Consider the following 20,351-nt stretch of genomic DNA (forward strand, 5'->3'; position numbering starts at 1 on the left):
TCCTAGCGATGACAGATCCTGACATCAGGGCTATCGTGCTGATGTCACAGACTGACATCACCGTCGCTGCATCCGGCAGCGTCGCGTCGGTCGGGATCAGGAGGGTCACCATGCGCGTCTTCGTCACCGGAGCATCAGGCTGGATCGGGTCGGCCGTCGTCCCCGAGCTGCTCGGCCACGGCCACCAGGTCGTCGGTCTCGCCCGCTCCGACGCGTCGGTCGCGGCGCTCGAGCACGCGGGGGCGGAGGTCGTGCGCGGCAGCATCGACGACCTCGACGTCCTGCGCGAGACGGCAGCGGCGTCGGACGGCGTCGTCCACCTCGCCTTCAGGCACGACATCGCCTTCTCGGGCGACTTCGCCGGCGCGGCGACCTCGGACCGGGAGGCCATCGAGGCCCTCGGCTCGGCCCTCGAGGGGTCGGGCAGGCCGTTCTTCATCGCGTCCGGCGTGCTGGGACTGACGGCCCCGGGCCTGGTCGCGACGGAGGCGGACGGGCACGACGTCGACCCCAGCGCCGTCGGCCCGGCAGTTCGGGCGCTCAACGCCGAGCTCGCCCTCTCCTTCGCCGCGCGGGGCGTCCGCGCCGGCACCGTCCGGCTGGCGCCGACGGTGCACGGCGCGGGTGACGAGGGATTCATGGCCGCCATCGTCGCGGTGGCCAAGGAGAAGGGGGTCTCGGCCTATGTCGGCGACGGCTCGAACCGGTGGCCCGCGGTGCACCGGTCCGACGCCGCCCGGCTCTACCGCCTCGCCCTCGAGCAGGCGCCGGCCGGCTCGACGCTGCACGGCGTCGCCGAGGAGGGCGTGGCCCTGCGTGACGTCGCCGAGTCCATCGGACGCCGGCTCGACATGCCGGTCAGGTCGATCGACCCGGCCGACGCGCCGGCCCACTTCGGCTGGCTGGGCGGGTTCATCGGCGTGGACTCGCCCGTGTCGAGCCAGGCCACGCGCGACCTGCTCGACTGGCAGCCGACCGGTCCGACGCTCCTCGAGGACCTCGACGCCGGTCGCTACACCCGTTCGTCAGAGGCCGACTGGGCACCCCATCGCTGACCTCGGCGATGTGGCACAGGCCGCCTGCTGGAAGAGCGTCGGCGGGTGTGCGGGATCTCGCGCTGGGATCATGCGGTGCGGGCGGTCGTCGCGGTGTGGCGCCGGGCGATGGTGACCCCGGCTGCAGCCACGACCACCAGGCCTGCAGCCCCACCGCCGATGATGGTGAGGTCCGGGCTTGTCCCGGTGCTCGGCGTCTCCGACTGGAGACCGGGCAACGATCCCGCGGCCTGGTTGGCGGCCAGGTCAGCCAGGTCGGCGCGAACCCGCGCACCTCGGTCGGAGATGCTGACGCTGGCCCCTCCGTCGCCAGGGGGCGTCTGTGCCAGCGTGGGGCCCGCCAGGAGGATGGCGCCGATGGTGGCGACGCCGACAGCGGCGGCGCCCCGACTCAGAATGTTTCTCATGTTCTTCGCCTCGATCTCCTTGTGTCGGGTCGAGCCCGGCTCGCTGTGCAGGATGCTCAGCAGGTGTGTTGCACCCCTGATGGAGTACTCCTTCGAGAGTGGCTTCAATCGCCTCGATGCGTTATGCCCCAGCGGCTAGACTGACCTCACATCGGGGAAGGGTTTCTTCACCCGAGGACAGGTCGATACCAGGCCATGTGTGGGTTGCGAGCGGCACGGTCGTTCGACAGGGGGCCTCACTCCGACAGGGGAGGCTGATCCCCATTCCGACGACGCAGTTCGGTCCGTACACGTTGAACTGGCTGATCGGCCGCGGAGGCATGGGCGAGGTCCACAACGCCTTTGACGGTCGGCACGACCGCTACGTCGCCCTCAAGCTCCTGTCGCGCGAGGTCAGCGAGGATGAGGACCTGGCGGCCCGGTTCCGGCTCGAGGCTCAGATCGTCGCGCGGCTCAGACACCCCCACGTCATCCCTGTCCACGGGTTCGGTGAGATCGACGGTCGTCTGTACCTCGACATGCGGCTCGTCGACGGCTCGGACCTCTCCGCGGTGCTCGAGGCCGGGGCGCTTCCTGCACGACGGGCGGTGGACATCGTCGAGCAGGTGGCTGGTGCGTTGGAAGCGGCTCACGACGAGGGCCTCGTGCACCGCGACGTCAAGCCCTCCAACGTCCTCATCTCCCACGGTTCAGGAGGCGCGGACTTCGCCTACCTGGTCGACTTCGGCATCGCCCGGGCGGTCGATGCCCCGACGGTCACCCGTGAGGATCGACCCGTGGGGACGCTGGCCTACATGGCGCCCGAGCGGTTCCGCGGCGCACGGCCGGCGGCGTCGGGGGATGTCTACGCGCTGGCCTGCCTGTTGTACGAATGCCTGACAGGACGTCGTCCGTTCGAGAGTTCAACACTGCCGGACCTGCTGTACGCGCATCTCGAGGCGCCGCCGCCCAGACCGTCGGCGAGCGTGTCGGCACTGGCCATGTTCGACAGGGTGATCGAGCGGGGGATGGCCAAGGATCCGGAACGGCGGTACCGGCGCGCCACGGACCTGGCCGTGGCGGCCAGGTCGGCTCTCGATGAAACTGCAGGTACGCGGCGTCCCGCGTTGCGTCGCCCCTGGGCGGTGCTGCTTCGTCCTCGTCGGTCGCGTGGAGTAGTGGCATCCCTGGTGACCGTGAGCCTCTTGGCCGTCTCCTCGGTGCTGGCGGCCGTTTCCGGCGGTGATGACGCCAGTGCCACGATCAGCGCGGTCGGTGAGAACTCGGTCGGCGTGCTCGACCCTGCGACCGGCTCGTTGACCAGCAGCACGCCCGTGGACGCCGGGCCGGCAGCTGTCGTCGAAGGGTTCGGCGCGATCTGGACGGCCAACACCACCTCGGGCACGGTCTCTCGGATCGATCACGCCACTGGCGTGGTCAGGCGAATCGTCGTCGACTCGGCACCGTCCGCCATCACGACCGGCGACGGCTCGGTGTGGGTCACCAACGGCGGTTCGGGAACGGTGACTCGCATCGACCCTGTCACAGAACGGACGCGCAGCATCACGGTCGGCTCCTACCCCAGCGGCGTGGCCTTTGCCGACGGGGCGGTGTGGGTCACGAACACCGCCGACGCGACGGTGATGCGGATCGATCCAGCCCAGAACAAGGTGGTCCAGACCGTCGGGGTCGGGTCCGGCCCCGGGGCGATCAGCGGCGGCAAGGACATCTGGGTGGCCAACGCCAGGTCGAACACCGTGTCCGAGATCGATCCGCGAAGCGGTCACGTACTGCGCACCGTCCCGGTCGGTCGCGACCCCGAGGGCATTCACGTGGTCGGTAACGACGTGTGGGTGACGAACAACCTGGACGGCACCGTCGTCCGGATCGCGCCACCGGCCACGTCGGTCACGGCCACTCTGACTCTCGGAGCGGGATCCCAGCCGGCTGCGATGGTCGAGGCGGGTGGGATGCTCTGGATCGGCTCGACGACCAGCGAGAGGTTGTACGAGGTCGACATCCGGGCGTCCACACCACGACTCATCCGCTCGGTCCCACTCGGCGTCATCCCCGCCGGTCTCACGTCATCGGACGGCGGCGACGTGGTGTGGGTGACCGGGACCATCGATCCGGCTCGTCACCGGGGTGGCCGCCTCGTGATGCACGGCGTACGCCCCGACACGGTCGACCCCTCCTACAGCGGCACCAAGCAGATGTCCGGTTTGCTCACCGGAACGTACGACGGGTTGATCGGTTACCGCCACGCTGCAGGGGCGAACGGGTCCGAGCTCGTCGCGGATCTCGCGACCTCGCTCCCGAACCCAACCGATGACGGGCGCACCTATGTCTTTCGTCTGCGCGACGGCACCGATGGTCGGACGGTGTCCCGCTCACCGTGTTCGACGTCCGACGGGGGTTCGAACGGGCCATTGTGTCCGGCCTCTCCCTCATCCAGAACGAGATCGTGGGCGCCAGCGGCTGCACGGTGAAGACCTGCCACGTCAGCGGTATCGCGGTCGACCCGACCGCAGGGACCGTCACCGTCCACCTGGTCCGGCCGAATGCCGTATTCCTCGACCAGGTCGCCACCTGGTGCCCTGCCGTACCAGCAGGTACTCCCCTGGCTGAGCAGAAGGTCGTTCCCGTGCCAGGGACCGGACCCTACCGGATCGGCACCTACCTCCCCGGCAAGGCGATCACCCTCATGAGGAACCCGTACTTCCGGCAATGGTCGGCGGTGGCGCAACCGGATGGGTACCCGACCACCATCGACTACGAGATCGCGCGCGGCGGATCGCCCATCTCGGTCGCTGAGGCGAAGGTCGGGGTCGCGAACGTCGAAGCGGGACGGGACGACTGGGCGGATGCCCGCGTCGCCGCCCCGGTGGCGGAGCTGAGCGCAAGATTCGGGGATCGGCTGCACGAGACGCCGGGCAACGCAACGATCGGGGTCTTCCTCAACACCCGGATCCCGCCGTTCGACGACCAGAGGGTGCGCCGTGCCCTGAACTTCGCCGTGGACCGGGCTGCGGCCGTCGCCGCCTGGCCCACTTCCGCGAAGCTCACCTGCCAGATCATCCCGCCCAATTTCCCTGGCTACCGGCCCAACTGCCCATTCACCTTGCGACCCAACCAGGGAGGGTCGTGGGCCTCGCCGGACTTCGTGAGCGCCGAGAAGCTCGTCGCCGCATCGCACACCAAGAACGCGCCGATCACCCTCTGGTCACCCCCCGACAAGGCGCCCGCGCTGAGGCAGGTCGCGAACGCTCTGACTGACCTGGGGTATCGCCGCGTCACCCTCAAGATCGGAGATCCCGGGGGTGACTTCTTCGGGTACGTCGCCGACTCCCGGCACCAGGTGCAGGCCGCCCTCGTCGTCTGGGGTGCGGACGACCTGAACGGAGCGGACTTCATCGCTCCGCTGTTCGCCTGCGACTCCTTCTCCGCCACCCGCCCGACGCAGAACACGAACTGGGCCGGGTTCTGCGACCCGAGCATCGACGCGCTGATCGCGCGGGCCCGGCAGCTCGAGTCGACGTCGCGGCAGGCCGCGAACGACCTCTGGGCCCGGGCGGACGAGCGCGTCACGTATGCGTCACCGTGGATCCCGCTGGTCAACCCGTCCTCCGTCGACACCGTGTCCCGTCGGGTGAACAACTACCTCCGTCATCCCGTCCTCGGTGTCCTCTTCGACCAGATGTGGATCGTGTGAGCCACCTGACCTGAGGGGTGAGCCGTCGCACGACAGGTCAGTCACCCCGTCGGAGGTGGGGCCAGACCGGCTGCCTCCCCAACCATCTCGACCTAGACTGCGGAGCATGGCTGACGTGCTGGAGCTCTGGTCGCTCGGCCGGGCGAGCTTGGTGCTTCTCGAGGGCCGGCGTATGACCATCGGGCGGGGCGCGGAGAACGAAATCACCCTCGCCGACCCGGAAGCCTCCGAAGTTCACGCGTTGCTGGAACCGCTCGCCGGGTCGTGGAGTGTGCGCGACCTGAGCTCCCGCAACGGCACCTTCGTCAACGGTGAGCGCGTTCTGTCCGAGAGACCGCTCCATCGCGGTGACGAGATCCGCATCGGTCGCTCACGCCTGGTGTATCGCCCGGAGTCGTCCACCCGGGCCATCGACCGGACGGCGACGCCGCTCGGTGTTCCTGACCTCACGAGGCGCGAGCGGGACGTGCTCCTCGCACTGTTTCGAGGCAGGCTCCCGGATGCTGTGTTCTTCGAGCCCGCCACGACCCACGAGATCGCGACGGTGCTCCATGTCACCGATGCCGCGGTCAAGCAGCATCTGGTGAAGCTCTACGACAAGTTCGCTCTCGCGCTCCCGGCCGAGCGCACGCGAGCGCGGCTGGCCAACGAGTCTCTCCGGCGTGGCGTCGTCAGCCTTGCGGACATTCGCCCCCCGGCCACCTGAAGCCCAAGCAAGACGCATCTTCTGGGCACCGTCGACTTTGCCCAGGCGCCGGTGGGGGTCCGGGAGACCAGAGGCACCTGGCCGCCGCGTTCCTTCTGGTCCGAGAACAGGAGTCGGGTGTCAGTAGCGTCGACCACGATGTTCGAGATCACGTCGTTCTCGCCGTGAGAAACGTCAAACAGAAGCCCGACGATGCTGGTCAGGGCTCTGGGACATCCGCCAGGCCGCGCTGGGCGGCTCAACGCTCTAGCCCCGCCGACCACCTGGCCGCCTCGGAGGCCCGCCTAAGAAGTTTCGACGGGCGTGTCGAAGAGCGCCACAGCCGGTCGACGTACGAGTACGAAGGACACCACCAGCAACCAGTAGGGAGATCGACATGCCGCGTTTCATGGGGTTCGTGAAGATGGCAGAGGGAATCGGGACGCCGCCCAAGGCGCTCTTCGACGCGATGGACGTCTACATCGGCGAGCGCGCCGCGTCAGGCGTCTTCCTCGACGGTGGAGGCCTGTACGGCACGGAGGACGCCGTGAACTTCGTCGTCAGCGGGGGCGAGGTCACCCAGCACGACGGACCGTACGCCGAGGCCAAGGAGGTCATCGGAGGCTGGTCGCTCCTGAAGTACGACACCGTCGAGGAGGCCGTGGCGGACCAGCGCCGGTTCGCCGAGCTGCACGCCGAGCACTGGCCCGAGGTCACCGTGATCTCCACGTTGCGCCAGATCTCGGACGGCCCGGAGGTGCCCGAGGACTGAGCGTCCGCTCGCTGGCGCGCCACACGGCATACACAAGCGAAACGCCGCCCCCGACCTGCACCTGGCAGGTCGGGGGCGGCGCTCGGTGACGGGTCTGCGCCCGCCGACGCGTGGGTCAGGCGGTGACCGGGTAGGCGTCGATGTTCTTGACCGGCGGGCCGTAGGCGTTGGGGCCGGCCTGGCTGTCGCCCACGAGGAAGACGAGCAGGACGATGGCGCCGACGAACGGCACGAGGCCGATGAGGATCCACCAGCCGCTGCGACCGGTGTCGTGCAGGCGGCGGACCGTGACGGCCAGGCCCGGGATCAGGACCGCGAGCGCGAAGATGACGAGGACGATCTGCAGGGCGCTCGAGTGCGTGACCGTCACCAGGACGTTGAGGACCATGGCGACGATGAGGTTGCCGAGGTAGGCCCACCAGTACTCGGACCGGCGCGCGCGACCGCTGAACGTGGCGTACTTCTGGGTGTAGACAGTGCTCAGTGCTTCACCGAATGACATTCGGGCAACCCCCTGGGTGTGACAGCGTTTGGGTGGCGCCCTGCTGAGCGCCGAGCGGAGGCTAGCAGTCGTCAGACCCGATCAGGGACGCAATTCGCGATTCGATGCGCGCGCGTCGTCAGGCGTCTTCCGGGTGTTCACCGGGCCTCGTGGGAGGGCGACGGGCCATGACGGCGCCGAGGACGATCCACCCGAGGCCGACCACCAGGGTCGGGAGCTCGAAGAGCCGCGGGTGGATGGCCTGGAAGACGGCGCTCGACGCGATGAGTGGGATCACCGAAATGGCAAGGGCCAGAGGGTAGCCCGCCCACCGGCCGGGCAGCGCTGCGGTGCGTCGGACGACGAGGCCGACGAGCAGGAGACCCGCGACCGAGCCCAGCATGGACAGTGTGATGAACGGGGTGAGCACGGTGACGGTGTCCCCGGTGGGGATCCAGTCGGCGGGCCCGAGGAACTGCCCCAGTGCGGCCACGACGGCGCACAGCTCGGCAATTCCCGCCAGCACCAAGCCTGCTCGCGCCAACCGCGACCGAGAGGCGCCGAGACTGGCGTGAAGGCCGATGACCGCGAAGGCGAAGAAGATCGGCGCGATCTCGTAGACGACCGGCGGCTGGTAGCGGGCGACCATCAGGCCGGTCGCCTTCATCGCCCAGAACAGGCCACCCAGCATGGCGGCGATGGCGCCGGCGAGCACCAACCTCTGCGACCCGGTCACGACAACCGCCCCCTGTCTGCGCCCCGCAACGTGCGGCCCTGGCACGTTGCGACTCTCTCCATGCTCGCAGCAGCGCCGCGCGGAGAGGTGGCGAATAGGCGCAGACGGGCATCTGACCAGGAATGTCGAGAGACCGGCTGATCAGCAGAAGACTGGTCTAGGCCCGAGCCGGTTTCTTGACGTCGCGGCCCCCTAGCCTGATCACGGTAGACAGCACAGAGCGGGGGATCCGAATGACCAATCAGCCTCGGGTTGCAGTCCTTCTTGACTGCGACAACGTCAGTTGGCAGCGAGCCTCGGCGGTGATCGCTGAAGCGGCCACGCACGGGGTCCTAGGAGTCAAGCGGGGATATGGCGATTGGGGAAGTCCCCATCTGAGCCGATGGCGACAGCAGCTGGTGCCGCTCGCCATTCAGCCCGTGCAGCAGATTGCCTACGTGGCAGGCAAAGGCGCCACCGACATGGCACTTGTCATCGACGCCATGGATCTCTTGTACTCCGGGCAAGTTGACACGTTCTGTCTCGTTGCCAGCGACAGCGACTACACGCGGTTGGCGATGCGGCTGCGTGAAGCTGGGAAGCGCGTGATCGGCATCGGAGCCAAGCACACACCAGCCGCCTTCAGTAGCGCATGCGACAGATTCACCTTTGTCGAGGTGCTCGGTGCCGCACCCGTCCTCGCTGAGCCTGACGAGTTGATGACCGGGTCGATCGGCGGACTCGAAGAGCCTGAGCCATCTGGAGACTCAGCAGCGCAGCCAGCGACTACGCCCACGGCCGGGCAAGCCCCCGATCTTGACGAGATGTTGAACTCCGCGCTCGCCGCGTGTCAGGGCGATGATGGTTGGGCGCTTCTCTCCAACGTCGGTTTTCAGCTCGTCTCAAATCACCCCACCTTCGATTCGCGAAACTACGGCTATGCCCGACTCGGACAGCTCGTCCGCGACCAACCCAACCTCGAAATCCGCGAGGTGCCTGGGGCGAACGGCAACAGCGTGCTGCACCTTCGCGTGCGAGAAGTGCAATAGCTCAGGCCCGCCGACTCGCGGCGGTTGTCCCGTCGAGGCAGGAGTGGGCCGCGCCCTGTCCAGGGACCTGTTCGATATGACAGGTATCACCACGTAGCACGCCCTCCTCTACAGGAAGAGATTTCGCCCGATCGCTGACCAATTCAATGATCGCTGGCCGACTCTCTGGCGTTGGCTCGATGCGAGGTGAGACATGGAATTCTTTGGTGTGGAGATCACAGCGCAGGACCTGATAAAGATCCTGCCGGGCGTTCTCGCGGTGCTGGCCGCGGCGCTGCGTGCGATCCCAAACCTTGTCACCTCCTCGCGCAGCCGCAGATCGCATGCGCTGTCGGGCCGCCACTCGCCATCACGCGTCCGCTCATACTCCGCGCCCCCGCCCTTCTCCGAACTGTTCGCACGCCGGTACGACGCAGCAGCCGACGATCCTGAAGCGCAGACGGCCCGTGAGCGCATGCGCACGCGCACGTTGTGGATCTGTGGCGCCGGGGTAATCAGCGCAACCCTTCTGACAGGCGCCTATCTGGTGTACGGCCCAAGGGTCACGCATCTGCCAGGATGGTCTCTGGTTCTCGCACTCATGGTCGGCGTCGGCGTCGATATCGTGCTCGCTCGCACCATCCGCGACGTTCGTCGAGATCCCGGGCGCGGATCAGCAGCCACGCCCCAGCAGGGGGAGGTCCTGGTCTCAGGAAACGAAGACGACGTCAAGCAGCACAGTCTCGCAGCGCTGGTCGACCTGGGAGCTCGGGTCGTACGCGTCGAGGGGGCCAGGATCCTCGCCGCGACTGGCGTCTCATTCGGCCAAGACATGTGGATGGGCGAGATCATCTGGGTCGCCGTGTCGGAGCAGCACCTCGGCCAGGTACGCGTTGTCGTCCGGTCTATCAAGACCGACTTCGTCAGTAGAAGCAGGAGTCGACGCAACGTGCTCCGCTTTCTGGAGTCATGGGCGAGCTTCCCAGGCGAGCAAGCACTCGCTCCTGGCCTTTGGGCAACTGCAGGCGACCGTGTGGCCGCGACTTAGGTCAAGGTGCACGTCCGGGTCGAGAACCCCGGGGGGCCTCGCCCACCGGTCCGGCGTCCTCTCAGCCGCTCGTGGGTCGGCGGTTCGGGCGAGTGGCATCAGCCGCGTCCGTCGAGCCTCGGACGATGGAGGCGCACGAGCGGCGGCATGGCGTATGCCGAGACCCGCGGTTGGGCGACGAGGTCGTGTCACTGCGTCCACCGCTCCATCCCGTTGGCCCCGCACGGAGGGCCCTTGATCGGACATGGCCGCCGTCCAGAGGATCGCCACCGCCGTGGTGCTCGTCCAGTCCCGGCCGGCCTTGGAGGGCGAGCAACCGGATCCGGCGGTTGCGAGGTGCTGGGGGACCGCGGGAAGAAGGCCGTGGTCTGCATGGTTGCGTGGTCATGACCACACTTGTCGAGCGCACCGTCGAGGCGCTGCGTGTCAACCACAACTCCCTCGCCGCCCTGGTGCCGACCTTGTCCGAGGACGACCTGAGCGCCCCCAGTGGGGCGGCGGAGTGGACCGTCGCGCAGGCGCTCTCGCACCTCGGCAGCGGTGCGGAGATCGGCCGCAAGCCGATCGCGACCGCCGCGGGCGAGCGGGTCGAAGCTGAGGACAACCAGTCCATCTGGGCACGATGGAACGCGTCTTCGCCGGCCGACCAGGCAGCCGCGTTCGTCACGCACGACGAGGCGTACCTCGACACCGTCGAGGCGCTCAGCACCGAGCAGCACGACACCTTGATGGTCGACCTGGGCTTCCTTCCCGAGCCGGTGCCGCTGTTGGTCGCGCTCGGCATGCGGCTCAATGAAGTCGCCAACCATGCCTGGGACGTGCGCGTCGGAGTCGACCCGTCGGCGACCGTGGACCCGGACTCTGCCGAGCTGCTCGTCGAGCTCTTCCGCGGGCCGTTGGCCTTCCTGCTGGGGTTCTCCGCAAAGCCGGACACGATCGAACAGGAGGTCCGCCTGGCGATCCCGGGTGGCGCTCTCGAGATCACCGACGCGGTCGCGGTGACCGACTCTGTCGATCATGCAACGGCCACGTTCGAGGGTGCGGCGGAAGCCGTGGTGCGGCTGCTCAGCGGACGGCTCGGCGCCGAACACGCTGCCGGCGTGACCGTGACCGGAAACGTCACGCTGGACGAGCTCCGGAAGGTCTTCCCCGGCTACTGAGCAGCAAGACCCCCCGAAGCCGCGCCAGACGTCGACAGTTCGGGACAGCCTCACGAGCCCACGTCCTCGCATATTCATCAAGCGGGTAAAGCGTGTACGCCAGCAGGTGTCGGTGTGACGCAGGGTTGACTTGGAAGGCGTAGCGCGTCGGCGCTGGCAGGCTGGGCCAGCAGCCGTGTTGTGTGCAGCGAGTCCGGTGCCCTTTCGCCGTACAGGAAGCGCCTCAACCGTTGCGCACCGGAGTTCGCCGAGCAACACGTCGTAGGGGCACCTCCAAAACTTGATAGACACGACTCGATGAGCAAGTTGCCGCGCTCCATCGTCGAGGGGGAAAGATTGGAACCAGTCAGAACGGCTCTGTACTTGGATTTCGACAACGTCTTTGGCGGACTACTCAAACTCGACCCGCCAGTGGCCCTGACATTCGCACGCGCTCCCGAGCTTTGGCTCCGACGGCTCGCTTCGACGCTCGTGATCGACGGGGATCGGCGCTTTCTGGTGTTGCGCTGTTACCTCAATCCGAACGGCTGGGTGCCACACCCGGAGCGGCCGGGGGAACGTCTGTACTTCTCGGAGTTCCGGCCGCCCTATACGCGCGCTGGTTTCGACGTCGTGGACTGTCCTCGCATCACGCACACGAAGAACGCAGCGGACATCCGCCTCGTCGTCGACGCGATGGATGCCGTGCGCGGCACGACCCGCTACGACGAGTTCGTCATCGCTTCCGGCGACTCGGACATGACGCCGCTACTTGTGAGGCTTCGCGCTGAGGACCGGAGGACGACCGTCGTTTCCCCCTCAGACGCCGCGGCGGGATTCATCGCGGTCGCCGACCGGAGCATCAGTGGGGTGCAGGTCTTGGAGCTGGTCCAGGGGGAGCCCGTCGAGGAAGAGCCCGAGGACGAGTTCGACGAGGAGGCAGGTGAACCGCTCGAATCAGGCACGGCGCCGATAGATGTCGCCACTACAGCACCTTCGGACCAAGACACGACGCGGGCTCTGCAGCGCGCGACGGAGATGGTGCGCTCTGCGTACGACGCAGCAGACGGGCCCATCAACGTCGCCTCGCTCGCCGCCCGCGTCCGCGCCGAGGTCGGGCAGCCGGTTGTCGACACCCAATGGTTCGGCGCCGAAGGATTCGTGCGCTTCGTTAGGCGGTTGGCCCTGCCCGGTGCAGTCTTCAGCCAGCACGAGCTCTGGGACTCCACGCGCCACGATGCGCCCGCTTCCACCGAATCGGGCCAGCCACCTGCGATCCAGCGTGTGCGCTCGGCGCTGTCGTTACCTAGGCTCGGCGCGGCCGACTGGCAGGCCGTGTACGACGAGCTAGCTGAGTACGCCCAGTCTCACCGACCCTTCAACCTCACCGAGTGCACCCGGTGGACGAGAGACCGCCTTTCTACCCTCGGTGTGCCTGCCAACCGATCGGCTGTGGGCGTCGTCGCACGCGGATCGGCCTACGGGGGCGCTCCCCTCTTTCGTGAGCCCGCGCCCGGCTCCGACGAGATCCGGGACGCCTTCGCCGCGAACACCCTCTCTCGGGCCGAAGCAGCGGGGATTCCCTTGACCAACGAAGAACGCGTCGAGATCAAGCAGTGGCTGGCGGCACCACCTGGATGAAGCCGTGCGCAGCTGTCTCTGTCGTGGCGGCGGACCTCTTCGCGATCGGTGGATGCGTGGAGGTCCAGCAGCGGGCCGAGATGGTTGGGGGACCGCCGCCGTAGACTCGGGCGCGTGAGCAATCCTCCGGCGTACCCAACGATGGAGGACGTCATCGGCGACACGCCGCTGGTGCGTCTGCAGCGCCTTCCGGGGGTGGGGAACGAACGCCGCGGCAACGTGCTGCTCGCCAAGCTCGAGGGGAATAACCCGGCCGGCTCGGTGAAGGACCGGCCTGCGATCAGCATGATCCGCGGCGCCGAGGAGCGAGGGGAGATCTCTCCCGGCGACACCCTGCTGGAAGCCACCTCCGGCAACACCGGGATCGGCTTGGCGATGGCGGCGGCGATCAGCGGCTATCCACTGGTCATCGTGATGCCCGAGGACGCCTCCACCGAGCGGATCCAGACGATGAAGGCGTACGGGGCCGAGCTCGTCCTGACCCCGGCGCGTGGCGGCATGGAAGAGGCCCGGGACGTCGTCGCGCGGATGGAGCGGGAGGGCCGTGGTCGGGTCCTGGACCAGTTCGGCAACCCGGACAACCCGCGAGCCCACGAGGAAGGGACCGGCCCGGAGCTGTGGCGACAGACCGACGGACGGATCACGCACTTCGTGTCCGCGATGGGCACCACAGGCACCATCACCGGGGTCTCGCGGTTCCTGAAGTCACGCAACCCCGGTGTCCAGATCGTCGGGGCACAGCCCGCGGAGGGCTCGAAGATCCCCGGGATCCGTGCCTGGCCTGCGGAGTACGTGCCGAAGATCTTCGACCCCTCGGCGGTGGACCGGACCGTGGAGGTCACCCAGGCCGACGCCGAGGAGACGGCCCGCCAGCTGGCCCGCCAAGAAGGCATCTTCGGAGGTATCTCCGCGGCCGGCGCTTGCTGGACCGCCCTGCAGGTGGCCCAGGAGGTCGAGGGGGCGACCATCGTCTTCGTGGTCTGTGACCGCGGCGACCGGTACCTCTCCAGCGGCGTGTTCCCCGCCTGAGAGTCTCCGCTGCCGCTCGGAGACAGCTGCCGAGGGTGGGACCGTCCCTCCGCCGCGCTACCGCGCGATTGCCATACACGCGGCGACCAGGCCCGGCTCGTGAGACGTGACGGGCGCTCTCAGGTCGTCGTCATTTCGCCGTCGGTAGGTCCCAGGCGACGGGCGGGAGTCTGTGTGTCCGCAGGAAGTCGTTTGCCTCGCTGAACGGGTGGCAATCCATGAAACGCCGTTCCTTGGTCTTGCCCCATACGGCTGGATGAGCGGATCGGATGACAGTGTGCGGTGGCTCGTCGATCGGGATGGACGTTGCCTTGCGGATGGCTTTTGATCCCCACAGAAGGAACGCCACATGGCCGCAGTCTTCGTTGAGCACCCGCAGAACGAGATCGGTGAAATGCTCCCATCGCCGAGCGTGTGACCCGGGGTGGCCGTCCTGGACTGTCAGCGCAGTGTTGAGGAGGAGGACGCCGTTCTTAGCCCAAGCGGACAGGTCTCCGTGAAGTGGTTGCGCGATCTGATTCGCTGGGTCGTCCCGGAGGTTGGTATAGATGGCTCTGAGCGATCGCGGGGTCGGCTCGTCCTCGGGGACGGAGAACGCGAGTCCGTTGGCCTGCCCGGGGTGCGGGTATGGGTCCTGTCCCAGGATCGCTACTCGAACGTCCTTCAGTCTGGTCAGGTGGAACGCTCGGAACACGTCTGAGCGGTCTGGGTGGACGGCCGCGGGACTGTGTCCATAGGTGTCAGCCACGAGCGCGACGACAGCCTCTCGGTCGAGCCCGCGCTTGGCCAGAGCACTGGCCCAGTCCTCGGGGAGCTCGGACGCGTCCGGCCTTGCGGTCATAAGTATCTCCTCGGGCTGACCCCGCCTGGACGGCATGGCCGTCTTTCCCCATGCTCCTCCGCGTGCGTTGGCGGTGAGCGAGCGGGTGAAAGACGTCACCCCGGCTCAAGGGCGACAGGCCGCGGGAGGACGTAGTCCTGCGATGGTCTGTGACACGCGCCGTCGGTCTGCCTACAGTCGGGCATGACCACCTTCGTTCTCATTCCGGGAGCAGGTGGGTCAGCGTGGGTCTGGAGTCGGGTTGCGGCGTTCCTGCTCGAGGCGGGGCACGAAGTGCTTGCGGTCGATCTGCCCGGCGATGACGAAACTGCCGGCTTGGATCGCTACACGGAGCTGGTGGTGGACGCGATCGGTTCACGCGCCGACCCCGTGCTCGTGGCAGGGTCGCTGGGAGGGTTCACGGCGCCGCTCGTCTGTGAGCGGGTGCCTGTCGGCGAGTTGGTGCTGGTCAACGCGATGATCCCTGAGCCGGGCGAGACTGCGGGCGAGTGGTGGGCGCACACGGGTGCCGCTGAAGCCCAGGAGCAGGCAGCCCGCGCCGGTGGCTACGGTCCCTTCGACGTGATGACGTACTTTCTGCACGATGTCGACGCCGAGGTCGCGGCCGAGGGCGAGCGTTATCAGCGTGACGAGGCCGACGTCGTCTTTGAGTCGGTGTGTGACTTCACGGCGTGGCCGGCGATCAAGATCCGGGTCCTGGTGGGCGCTGACGACCGTTTCTTCCCGGTCGGCTTGCAGCGCCGGGTCGCCCGCGAGCGTCTGGGTGTCGAGGCCGACGTCGTTCCGGGTGGCCATCTGCTGCCACTCGTGCAGCCTCGGCTGGTGGCCGACTACCTGCTGCAGGCGACCCGCTCCGGCGACGCCCGCTGAGTCGTTCGCTGAGTCGTTCGCTGAGTCGTTCGCTGAGTCGTCCGCGGGCCGCGCCGAAGAGCCCCGACATTCGCGTTGCGGCCGCGGTCGTCTGCGGGCTCGGTGTTCGCCACGTGGAATCACCTGTGAAGCCCCGACAGTCGTCGGACGGTGATGAGGCCATGCCGGGATGATTCCGCCGGCTGGCACGGACGCTGACGAGGCCATGGCATACGACCTTCCGCGCGGCAGTTGCCCGGCCTGCGGCGTGGGCGAGGTTCGACACCTCGTGATCGGGCTTCCAGGCGACCCGGATGCTGTGACCAACTCGCCAGCCTGGGTCGAGTGGGTGGGCTGCATGCATCCGGGACATGACCGCGAGTGTGAACGGTGCGGGCTGACCTGGATCTCGGAAGATCCTGAAAGCGATGGCTCGCCGAGCTAGAGGCCCGTATCGGAGCCGCCTTTCTGGAGTGCGTCAAAGGCTCTCGGCCGGCTCGTCGTTTCGTGCCCCGCGACGGCGAGCTCGTGCGGGAGGCGACAGCTGAGCAGCGATACCCGGCTGCTCCGAGAGAGCGACGCGTCGGGTCGACATCGGTCAGGGCATGGGCGCGACCGGCTGGTCAGCCAGTGCGGCATCCATGATCCGGCGCCAGATCGGGGCCGCGTAGCAGGCGCCGGTCATCGACGCGCAGCTCTTGCCGGCCATGGAGACGTTGAACATCTTCCGGTTCTGGTTGACGGGGTTGCCCACCCACACGGCCGTCGTCAGCTGCGGGGTGTAGCCGACGAACCACGACTGCGAGTTGCCGTCGGCCGTGCCGGTCTTTCCCGCGGAGGGACGCCCGGCCAGCTGGTTGAGGATGCCCGAGCCGTTCGTCATGTTGTGCTCGAGGTACTGCGTCGCCTGGCTCACCGCGCTGGCGTCCGCGACGCGCATGCACGACGGCTTCGGGGCGAGGAGCACGGTGGTGCCCTGGGTGATGCTCGTGACCGGTCGGGTCTGGCACAGCACGCCGCCGGCGGCCATGGCGGCATACGCGTTGGCGAGGGTCTGGGGCGAGACCTGCTGCGCGCCGAGGATGACCTGCGGCGGATAGGTGCCGATGGGGCTGCCGTTCGCGTCGTGCATGCCGAACGCGCTCATCGTCTGGTGGATGGCGCAGACGCCGATCTGGCTCGCGAGCTGGACGAAGGCCGTGTTGGTCGACTGCGCGGTCGCGGTCATGAGCGGCATCGAGCCCCCGCCCCATGCCTCGTCGTTGTAGACCTTCCAGTCGCTGGAGAGGCCGCACGGCTGCGGGAACTGGCTGGGGTGGAAGGTCGCTGGGTTGTTGTTGTCGGCGGCCGGCGCCTCGACCGTCGCCGACGTGCCGAGGCCCTGGGCCATCGCCGTGACCAGGGCGAAGGCCTTGGCGGTCGAGCCGAACTGGAACCCGCGCGACCCGCCGTACTTCGTGTCGACCGAGTAGTTGAGCTCGGTGGCGCTGGCGCCCTTGGAGCCGTATGCCGTGTCCTGGCCGAGGGCGAGCACGTTGCCGGTCCCCGGCTGGGTGACGTAGGCCGCCGCCGCCACCCCGAGCGAGTTGTTCGTGGGGGCGACCGCGCGCAGCGCCGCGTTGGCCTGACGCTCGACCGACGGGTCGAGGGTGGTGTGCACGGTCAGGTCGCCGCTGAAGAGCCGGTCGTGCCGGGCCTGGGCGGTCGACCCGAGGGCGGGCTGCTGCTCCAGCCAGCTGATCACGAAGGAGCAGAAGTACGGGTAGGGCGAGGCGGCGCACGTGGCGGGCGGATACGTCACGTGCAGGTCCTTGGTGAGCGGCCGGTGCAGCGCCGCCTGCCACTGGGCGGTCGTGACGAGCCCGAGGTCGTGCATGCGGCCGAGCACGACGTCGCGCCGGGCCTGGGCCTGCTTGAGGTGGTTGACCGGGTCGGTCGTGCTCGGGCTCTGCACGAGACCGGCCAGCGTCGCCGCCTCCGGGAGTGTCAGCGCGCTCGCGTGCACCCCGAAGTAGTGCCGGGCGGCAGCCTCGACGCCGTAGGCGCCGTCGCCGTAGTAGGCGAGGTTGAGGTAGCCCTCGAGGATGCGGTCCTTGCTCCACGTGCGCTCGAGCCCCACGGCATACCTCAGCTCGGTGAGCTTGCGCGGCAGGGTCTTGGCGACGGCCGCCTGGGCGGCGGCGTCCTTGCCGGCACTGAGGGCCTGGGCCTGCAGCGTCATCTTGACGAACTGCTGGGTCAGGGTCGAGGCGCCCTCGCTGGCGGTCCCGGTGCGCAGGTCCTCGATCACGGCGCGCGTGACGCCCTGGGGGTCGATCGCGCCGTGCGAGTAGAAGCGGCTGTCCTCGATGGCGACCTGCGCCTGCCGCATGACGGGCGCGACCTGGCTCAGCGTGACGAGCCGACGGTCGGTGTCCTCCGGCGTGGCGATCACGGAGCCGTCGGCAGCGAGGATGCGCGAGCCCTGGGTGAGCTGCGCGACGGTGATGGAGCTCGGCAGCGACATGAAGGTCGAGTCGCCGGCCGTCGTCAGCTGGCCGATGGCGGCAACGGCCGGGGCGGAGATGCCCGCCGCCAGCACGCCGAGCGTGAAGGCGGCCGCCACGAAGGCCACGAGCAGCCGCGCGGTCGTGTGCAGGTCTTGTCTGTGAACTCTCACCACCATGTCGACGATAAGCGGCGGCTCTGAGCCTTACCTGAAGCCCGCGCAGCGGGCGGCAGACACCACCGGACGGCGGCCCCGAGCGGCGCCGACAGCCTTTCGGACGTCTCCCACGAGCTCGTCAGGTCGGGATCCGGCGGAGCGAGACGGCGAGTCCGGCGAGCAGGACCACCGCCGCCAGGATGCCCGCGGCCGCGCTGAGGTCGACGTCCTGCTCGCTCACCGTCACGTGCTTGGGCAGGTCCGCCAGCACCTTGGTGAGGCCGTCGGCGTCGGTGGCGGCGAAGTAAGCGCCACCTGTCGTCCGGGCCACGCCTCGCAGCGCCGCCTCGTCGACGACGAGGAAGTTGCGGCCGGCCAACGACCCCGCGCCGATGCCGGAGTCGCGGACCCGGGGCGTGAAGCCGCCGTACTGGTCGCGCGTGCACGCCATCTGGGTCGGGTTCGTCGTGCCGAAGCCGATCGGGTAGACCCGCACCCCGCGGGCGGCCGCCTGCTCCGCCGCCTGGGCCGGCGTCACCCCGCGCGTGTTGGCGCCGTCGGTCAGCAGCACGACGATCTCGGGCGCCTTGTCCGTCGCCGATCCGGTGACGGCCCCGGCGCCCAGGTCCGCGCCACCACCGGGCGACGGCGTGGGCGTCGGCGTGCCGAGGCCCGGCCCGTCGGTCGTCGGCTCGTCCACCGCGTCGGCCGGCGCGACGTTGGGGTCGAGCTCGGCGATCGCGTCGATCGACCGCAGGATCGCGGCGCCGATCGTCGTCCCGCGCCCGGTCGTCACCGCGTCCAGCGACGCCAACAGCCCGTCCCGGTTCGTCGTCGGCGCCACGGCGAGCTCCGCGAACCCCGAGAACACGACGAGCCCGACCTTCGTCTCGTCCGGCTGCCCCTCGACGAACGTCCGCACCGCCGCCTGCGCCGCGCTGAGCCGGTTGGGCACGACGTCGGTCGCGCACATCGAGCCCGACACGTCGAGCGCCACGATCACCGTCGCGCTCGACGTCGGCACCGCGGCGCGCACTGTCGGCCGGGCGCTCGCCAGCCCGAGCAGGGCCAGCGCGCACAGCACCATCGCCACCGGCACGTGCCGCCTCCACGACGCCGACCCCGCGCCGGCCGCCCGCAGCAGCGCGACGTTGGAGAACCGCACGACCTGCCGCCGCCGACGGCGCAGCTGCCACACGTAGAGCCCGAGGAGCACGGGCACGAAGACCAGCGTCACGAGCAGCAGCGGCACACCGAACGACACCTCAGATCACCCGCCCCTGACGCAGCACCGACACCGTCGCGCCGCCGAGGAGCAGCACCGCCGCCAGCGCCGCCACCCACGACGTCACCTCGTGCGGCACCGTCCGCGTCGTCCACTGCAGCTCGATGGAGTCGTAGACCGCCGCCAGCGTCGCCGCGTCGGACGCGCGACGGTAGGTCCCGCCCGTCGTCTGCGCGACCGCCTGCAGCGACGACTCGTCGAGCGCCGTCGCGATGCTGAAACCGTCCACCTGGATCGTCGTCCCCGCCGGCGTCCCCAGCCCGATCGGCTCGATCCTCACCCCGGCCGCGGACGCGAGCTGCGCCGCTCCCGCCGGGCCCGCGTCCGACGTGTCCTCCCCGTCCGTGAGCAGCACGATCGCCGTCCCGCCGTGGTAGCCGATCGGTGTCTCCTGGGCGGTCCCCAGCTCCGCGTCGCCCGGTGCCTTGACCGGCTTCCCGACGATCGCGCTCAGCCCGCCGAGGATCCCGTCCGCGAGCGACGTGTCACCCGACGGCTTGAGGCGGGCCACCGCCGCGAGCACCGCGGCCCGGTCGTCCGTCGGCCGCTGCGTCACGAGCCCGGTCCCGCCGAAGGCGACCACCGCGATCCGCACCGACGCCGGCTGCTTCGCCACGAAAGCACGTGCCGCGGCCTTGGCCGCCTCGAGCCGCGACGGCTTCACGTCGGTCGCCGCCATACTGCCCGACACGTCGAAGGCCAGCACGACCGTGCCCTCCCGGTGCGGCTCCGCGACCGACGCCACCGGCCGCGTCAGCGACAGCAGCATCACCGCCAGCGCCGCGACGAGCAGAGCCGGACCCAGGTGGCGCCACCGCGACCGGGCCGGCGCCGCCATGACGAGCCCGTCCGCCGCCAGCGCTGCCCGCCGTCTCTCCTGCGCGCGCAGCCCCCGCCGGTAGAGCGCGACGAGCACCGGCACGACGAGCAGCCCCGCCAGCGCCCACGGCCACGTCAGCGACAGCCCGCTCACCCCGGCCACCTCATCGCGCCCACCGCATGACCGGCCCCGTCGCCGACCTCGTCGCCCGAACCCGTAGA

At 69.1% G+C, this 20,351-nt stretch carries 18 protein-coding genes; 11 read left to right on the forward strand and 7 right to left on the reverse strand.

Translation table 11 applies throughout. The features are described from left to right. Nucleotides 1-41 precede the first annotated feature (41 nt). Nucleotides 42-1,055 carry an SDR family oxidoreductase gene (locus tag ABD297_RS02495; RefSeq protein WP_344252654.1) on the forward strand — a complete coding sequence of 338 codons (1,014 nt, stop codon included), beginning with the start codon at nucleotides 42-44 and terminating at the stop codon, nucleotides 1,053-1,055. A 68-nt stretch (nucleotides 1,056-1,123) separates the two neighbouring features. Here ABD297_RS02495 and ABD297_RS02500 read toward each other — a convergent pair whose 3' ends face one another. Further along, a complete protein-coding gene (locus tag ABD297_RS02500) occupies nucleotides 1,124-1,462 on the reverse strand; it encodes a hypothetical protein (protein WP_344252656.1) in 339 nt (112 codons plus the stop codon). Between the two features lie 293 nt (nucleotides 1,463-1,755). On the opposite strand from ABD297_RS02500, the gene ABD297_RS02505 reads away from it, so the two are divergent. The 4 genes from ABD297_RS02505 (at nucleotide 1,756) to ABD297_RS02520 (ending at nucleotide 6,610) form a co-directional block, all read left to right on the forward strand. After that, nucleotides 1,756-3,930, forward strand: a complete 2,175-nt coding sequence (locus ABD297_RS02505) for a protein kinase domain-containing protein (protein WP_344252658.1) — start codon at nucleotides 1,756-1,758, stop codon at nucleotides 3,928-3,930. After that, entirely contained in the window at nucleotides 3,837-5,153 is a 1,317-nt protein-coding gene (locus ABD297_RS02510; protein ID WP_344252659.1) for an ABC transporter substrate-binding protein, read from the forward strand. The genes ABD297_RS02505 and ABD297_RS02510 overlap by 94 nt, the downstream gene beginning before the upstream one ends. 106 nt (nucleotides 5,154-5,259) lie before the next feature. After that, entirely contained in the window at nucleotides 5,260-5,859 is a 600-nt protein-coding gene (locus ABD297_RS02515; RefSeq protein ID WP_344252660.1) for an FHA domain-containing protein, read from the forward strand. A gap of 403 nt (nucleotides 5,860-6,262) precedes the next feature. Continuing rightward, nucleotides 6,263-6,610, forward strand: a complete 348-nt coding sequence (locus ABD297_RS02520; RefSeq protein ID WP_344252661.1) for a YciI family protein — start codon at nucleotides 6,263-6,265, stop codon at nucleotides 6,608-6,610. A gap of 115 nt (nucleotides 6,611-6,725) precedes the next feature. On the opposite strand, the gene ABD297_RS02525 is transcribed toward ABD297_RS02520, so the two are convergent. Beyond that, nucleotides 6,726-7,112: a DUF805 domain-containing protein gene (locus ABD297_RS02525; RefSeq protein WP_344252664.1), complete on the reverse strand. Its 387-nt coding sequence runs from the start codon at nucleotides 7,110-7,112 to the stop codon at nucleotides 6,726-6,728. Nucleotides 7,113-7,230: 118 nt separating this feature from the next. Further along, on the reverse strand, nucleotides 7,231-7,827 hold the full coding sequence (locus tag ABD297_RS02530; protein WP_344252665.1) for a hypothetical protein: 597 nt from the start codon (nucleotides 7,825-7,827) through the stop codon (nucleotides 7,231-7,233). A 233-nt stretch (nucleotides 7,828-8,060) separates the two neighbouring features. On the opposite strand from ABD297_RS02530, the gene ABD297_RS02535 reads away from it, so the two are divergent. The 5 genes from ABD297_RS02535 (at nucleotide 8,061) to cysM (ending at nucleotide 13,691) form a co-directional block, all read left to right on the forward strand. Beyond that, nucleotides 8,061-8,855, forward strand: coding sequence for an NYN domain-containing protein (locus ABD297_RS02535; protein WP_344252667.1), 795 nt, complete (start codon nucleotides 8,061-8,063; stop codon nucleotides 8,853-8,855). Nucleotides 8,856-9,048: 193 nt separating this feature from the next. Continuing rightward, nucleotides 9,049-9,882 carry a hypothetical protein gene (locus ABD297_RS02540; RefSeq protein WP_344252669.1) on the forward strand — a complete coding sequence of 278 codons (834 nt, stop codon included), beginning with the start codon at nucleotides 9,049-9,051 and terminating at the stop codon, nucleotides 9,880-9,882. A gap of 386 nt (nucleotides 9,883-10,268) precedes the next feature. Further along, the gene (locus ABD297_RS02545) at nucleotides 10,269-11,042 is read left to right on the forward strand and encodes a maleylpyruvate isomerase family mycothiol-dependent enzyme (protein ID WP_344253110.1); all 774 of its coding nucleotides are present in this window, start codon (nucleotides 10,269-10,271) and stop codon (nucleotides 11,040-11,042) included. 297 nt (nucleotides 11,043-11,339) lie between these two features. Continuing rightward, entirely contained in the window at nucleotides 11,340-12,662 is a 1,323-nt protein-coding gene (locus ABD297_RS02550; protein WP_344252671.1) for an NYN domain-containing protein, read from the forward strand. A 114-nt stretch (nucleotides 12,663-12,776) separates the two neighbouring features. Next, on the forward strand, nucleotides 12,777-13,691 hold the full coding sequence (gene cysM, locus ABD297_RS02555) for a cysteine synthase CysM (RefSeq protein WP_425581122.1): 915 nt from the start codon (nucleotides 12,777-12,779) through the stop codon (nucleotides 13,689-13,691). 130 nt (nucleotides 13,692-13,821) lie between these two features. Here the strand turns inward: cysM and ABD297_RS02560 are convergent, their stop codons facing one another. Next, on the reverse strand, nucleotides 13,822-14,532 hold the full coding sequence (locus ABD297_RS02560) for a uracil-DNA glycosylase (RefSeq protein WP_344252673.1): 711 nt from the start codon (nucleotides 14,530-14,532) through the stop codon (nucleotides 13,822-13,824). A gap of 183 nt (nucleotides 14,533-14,715) precedes the next feature. Between ABD297_RS02560 and ABD297_RS02565 the strand changes: the two genes are divergently transcribed. Next, a complete protein-coding gene (locus ABD297_RS02565) occupies nucleotides 14,716-15,402 on the forward strand; it encodes an alpha/beta fold hydrolase (RefSeq protein ID WP_344252675.1) in 687 nt (228 codons plus the stop codon). A 577-nt stretch (nucleotides 15,403-15,979) separates the two neighbouring features. Here ABD297_RS02565 and ABD297_RS02570 read toward each other — a convergent pair. The 3 genes from ABD297_RS02570 to ABD297_RS02580 form a co-directional block, all read right to left on the reverse strand. Further along, nucleotides 15,980-18,040: a transglycosylase domain-containing protein gene (locus ABD297_RS02570; protein WP_344252677.1), complete on the reverse strand. Its 2,061-nt coding sequence runs from the start codon at nucleotides 18,038-18,040 to the stop codon at nucleotides 15,980-15,982. A gap of 124 nt (nucleotides 18,041-18,164) precedes the next feature. Next, a complete protein-coding gene (locus ABD297_RS02575; RefSeq protein ID WP_344252679.1) occupies nucleotides 18,165-19,277 on the reverse strand; it encodes a VWA domain-containing protein in 1,113 nt (370 codons plus the stop codon). Between the two features lie 13 nt (nucleotides 19,278-19,290). Beyond that, nucleotides 19,291-20,283 carry a VWA domain-containing protein gene (locus ABD297_RS02580; protein WP_344252682.1) on the reverse strand — a complete coding sequence of 331 codons (993 nt, stop codon included), beginning with the start codon at nucleotides 20,281-20,283 and terminating at the stop codon, nucleotides 19,291-19,293. Nucleotides 20,284-20,351 lie beyond the last annotated feature (68 nt).

The organism is Terrabacter carboxydivorans, assembly GCF_039532035.1.
GTDB lineage: Bacteria > Actinomycetota > Actinomycetes > Actinomycetales > Dermatophilaceae > Terrabacter > Terrabacter carboxydivorans.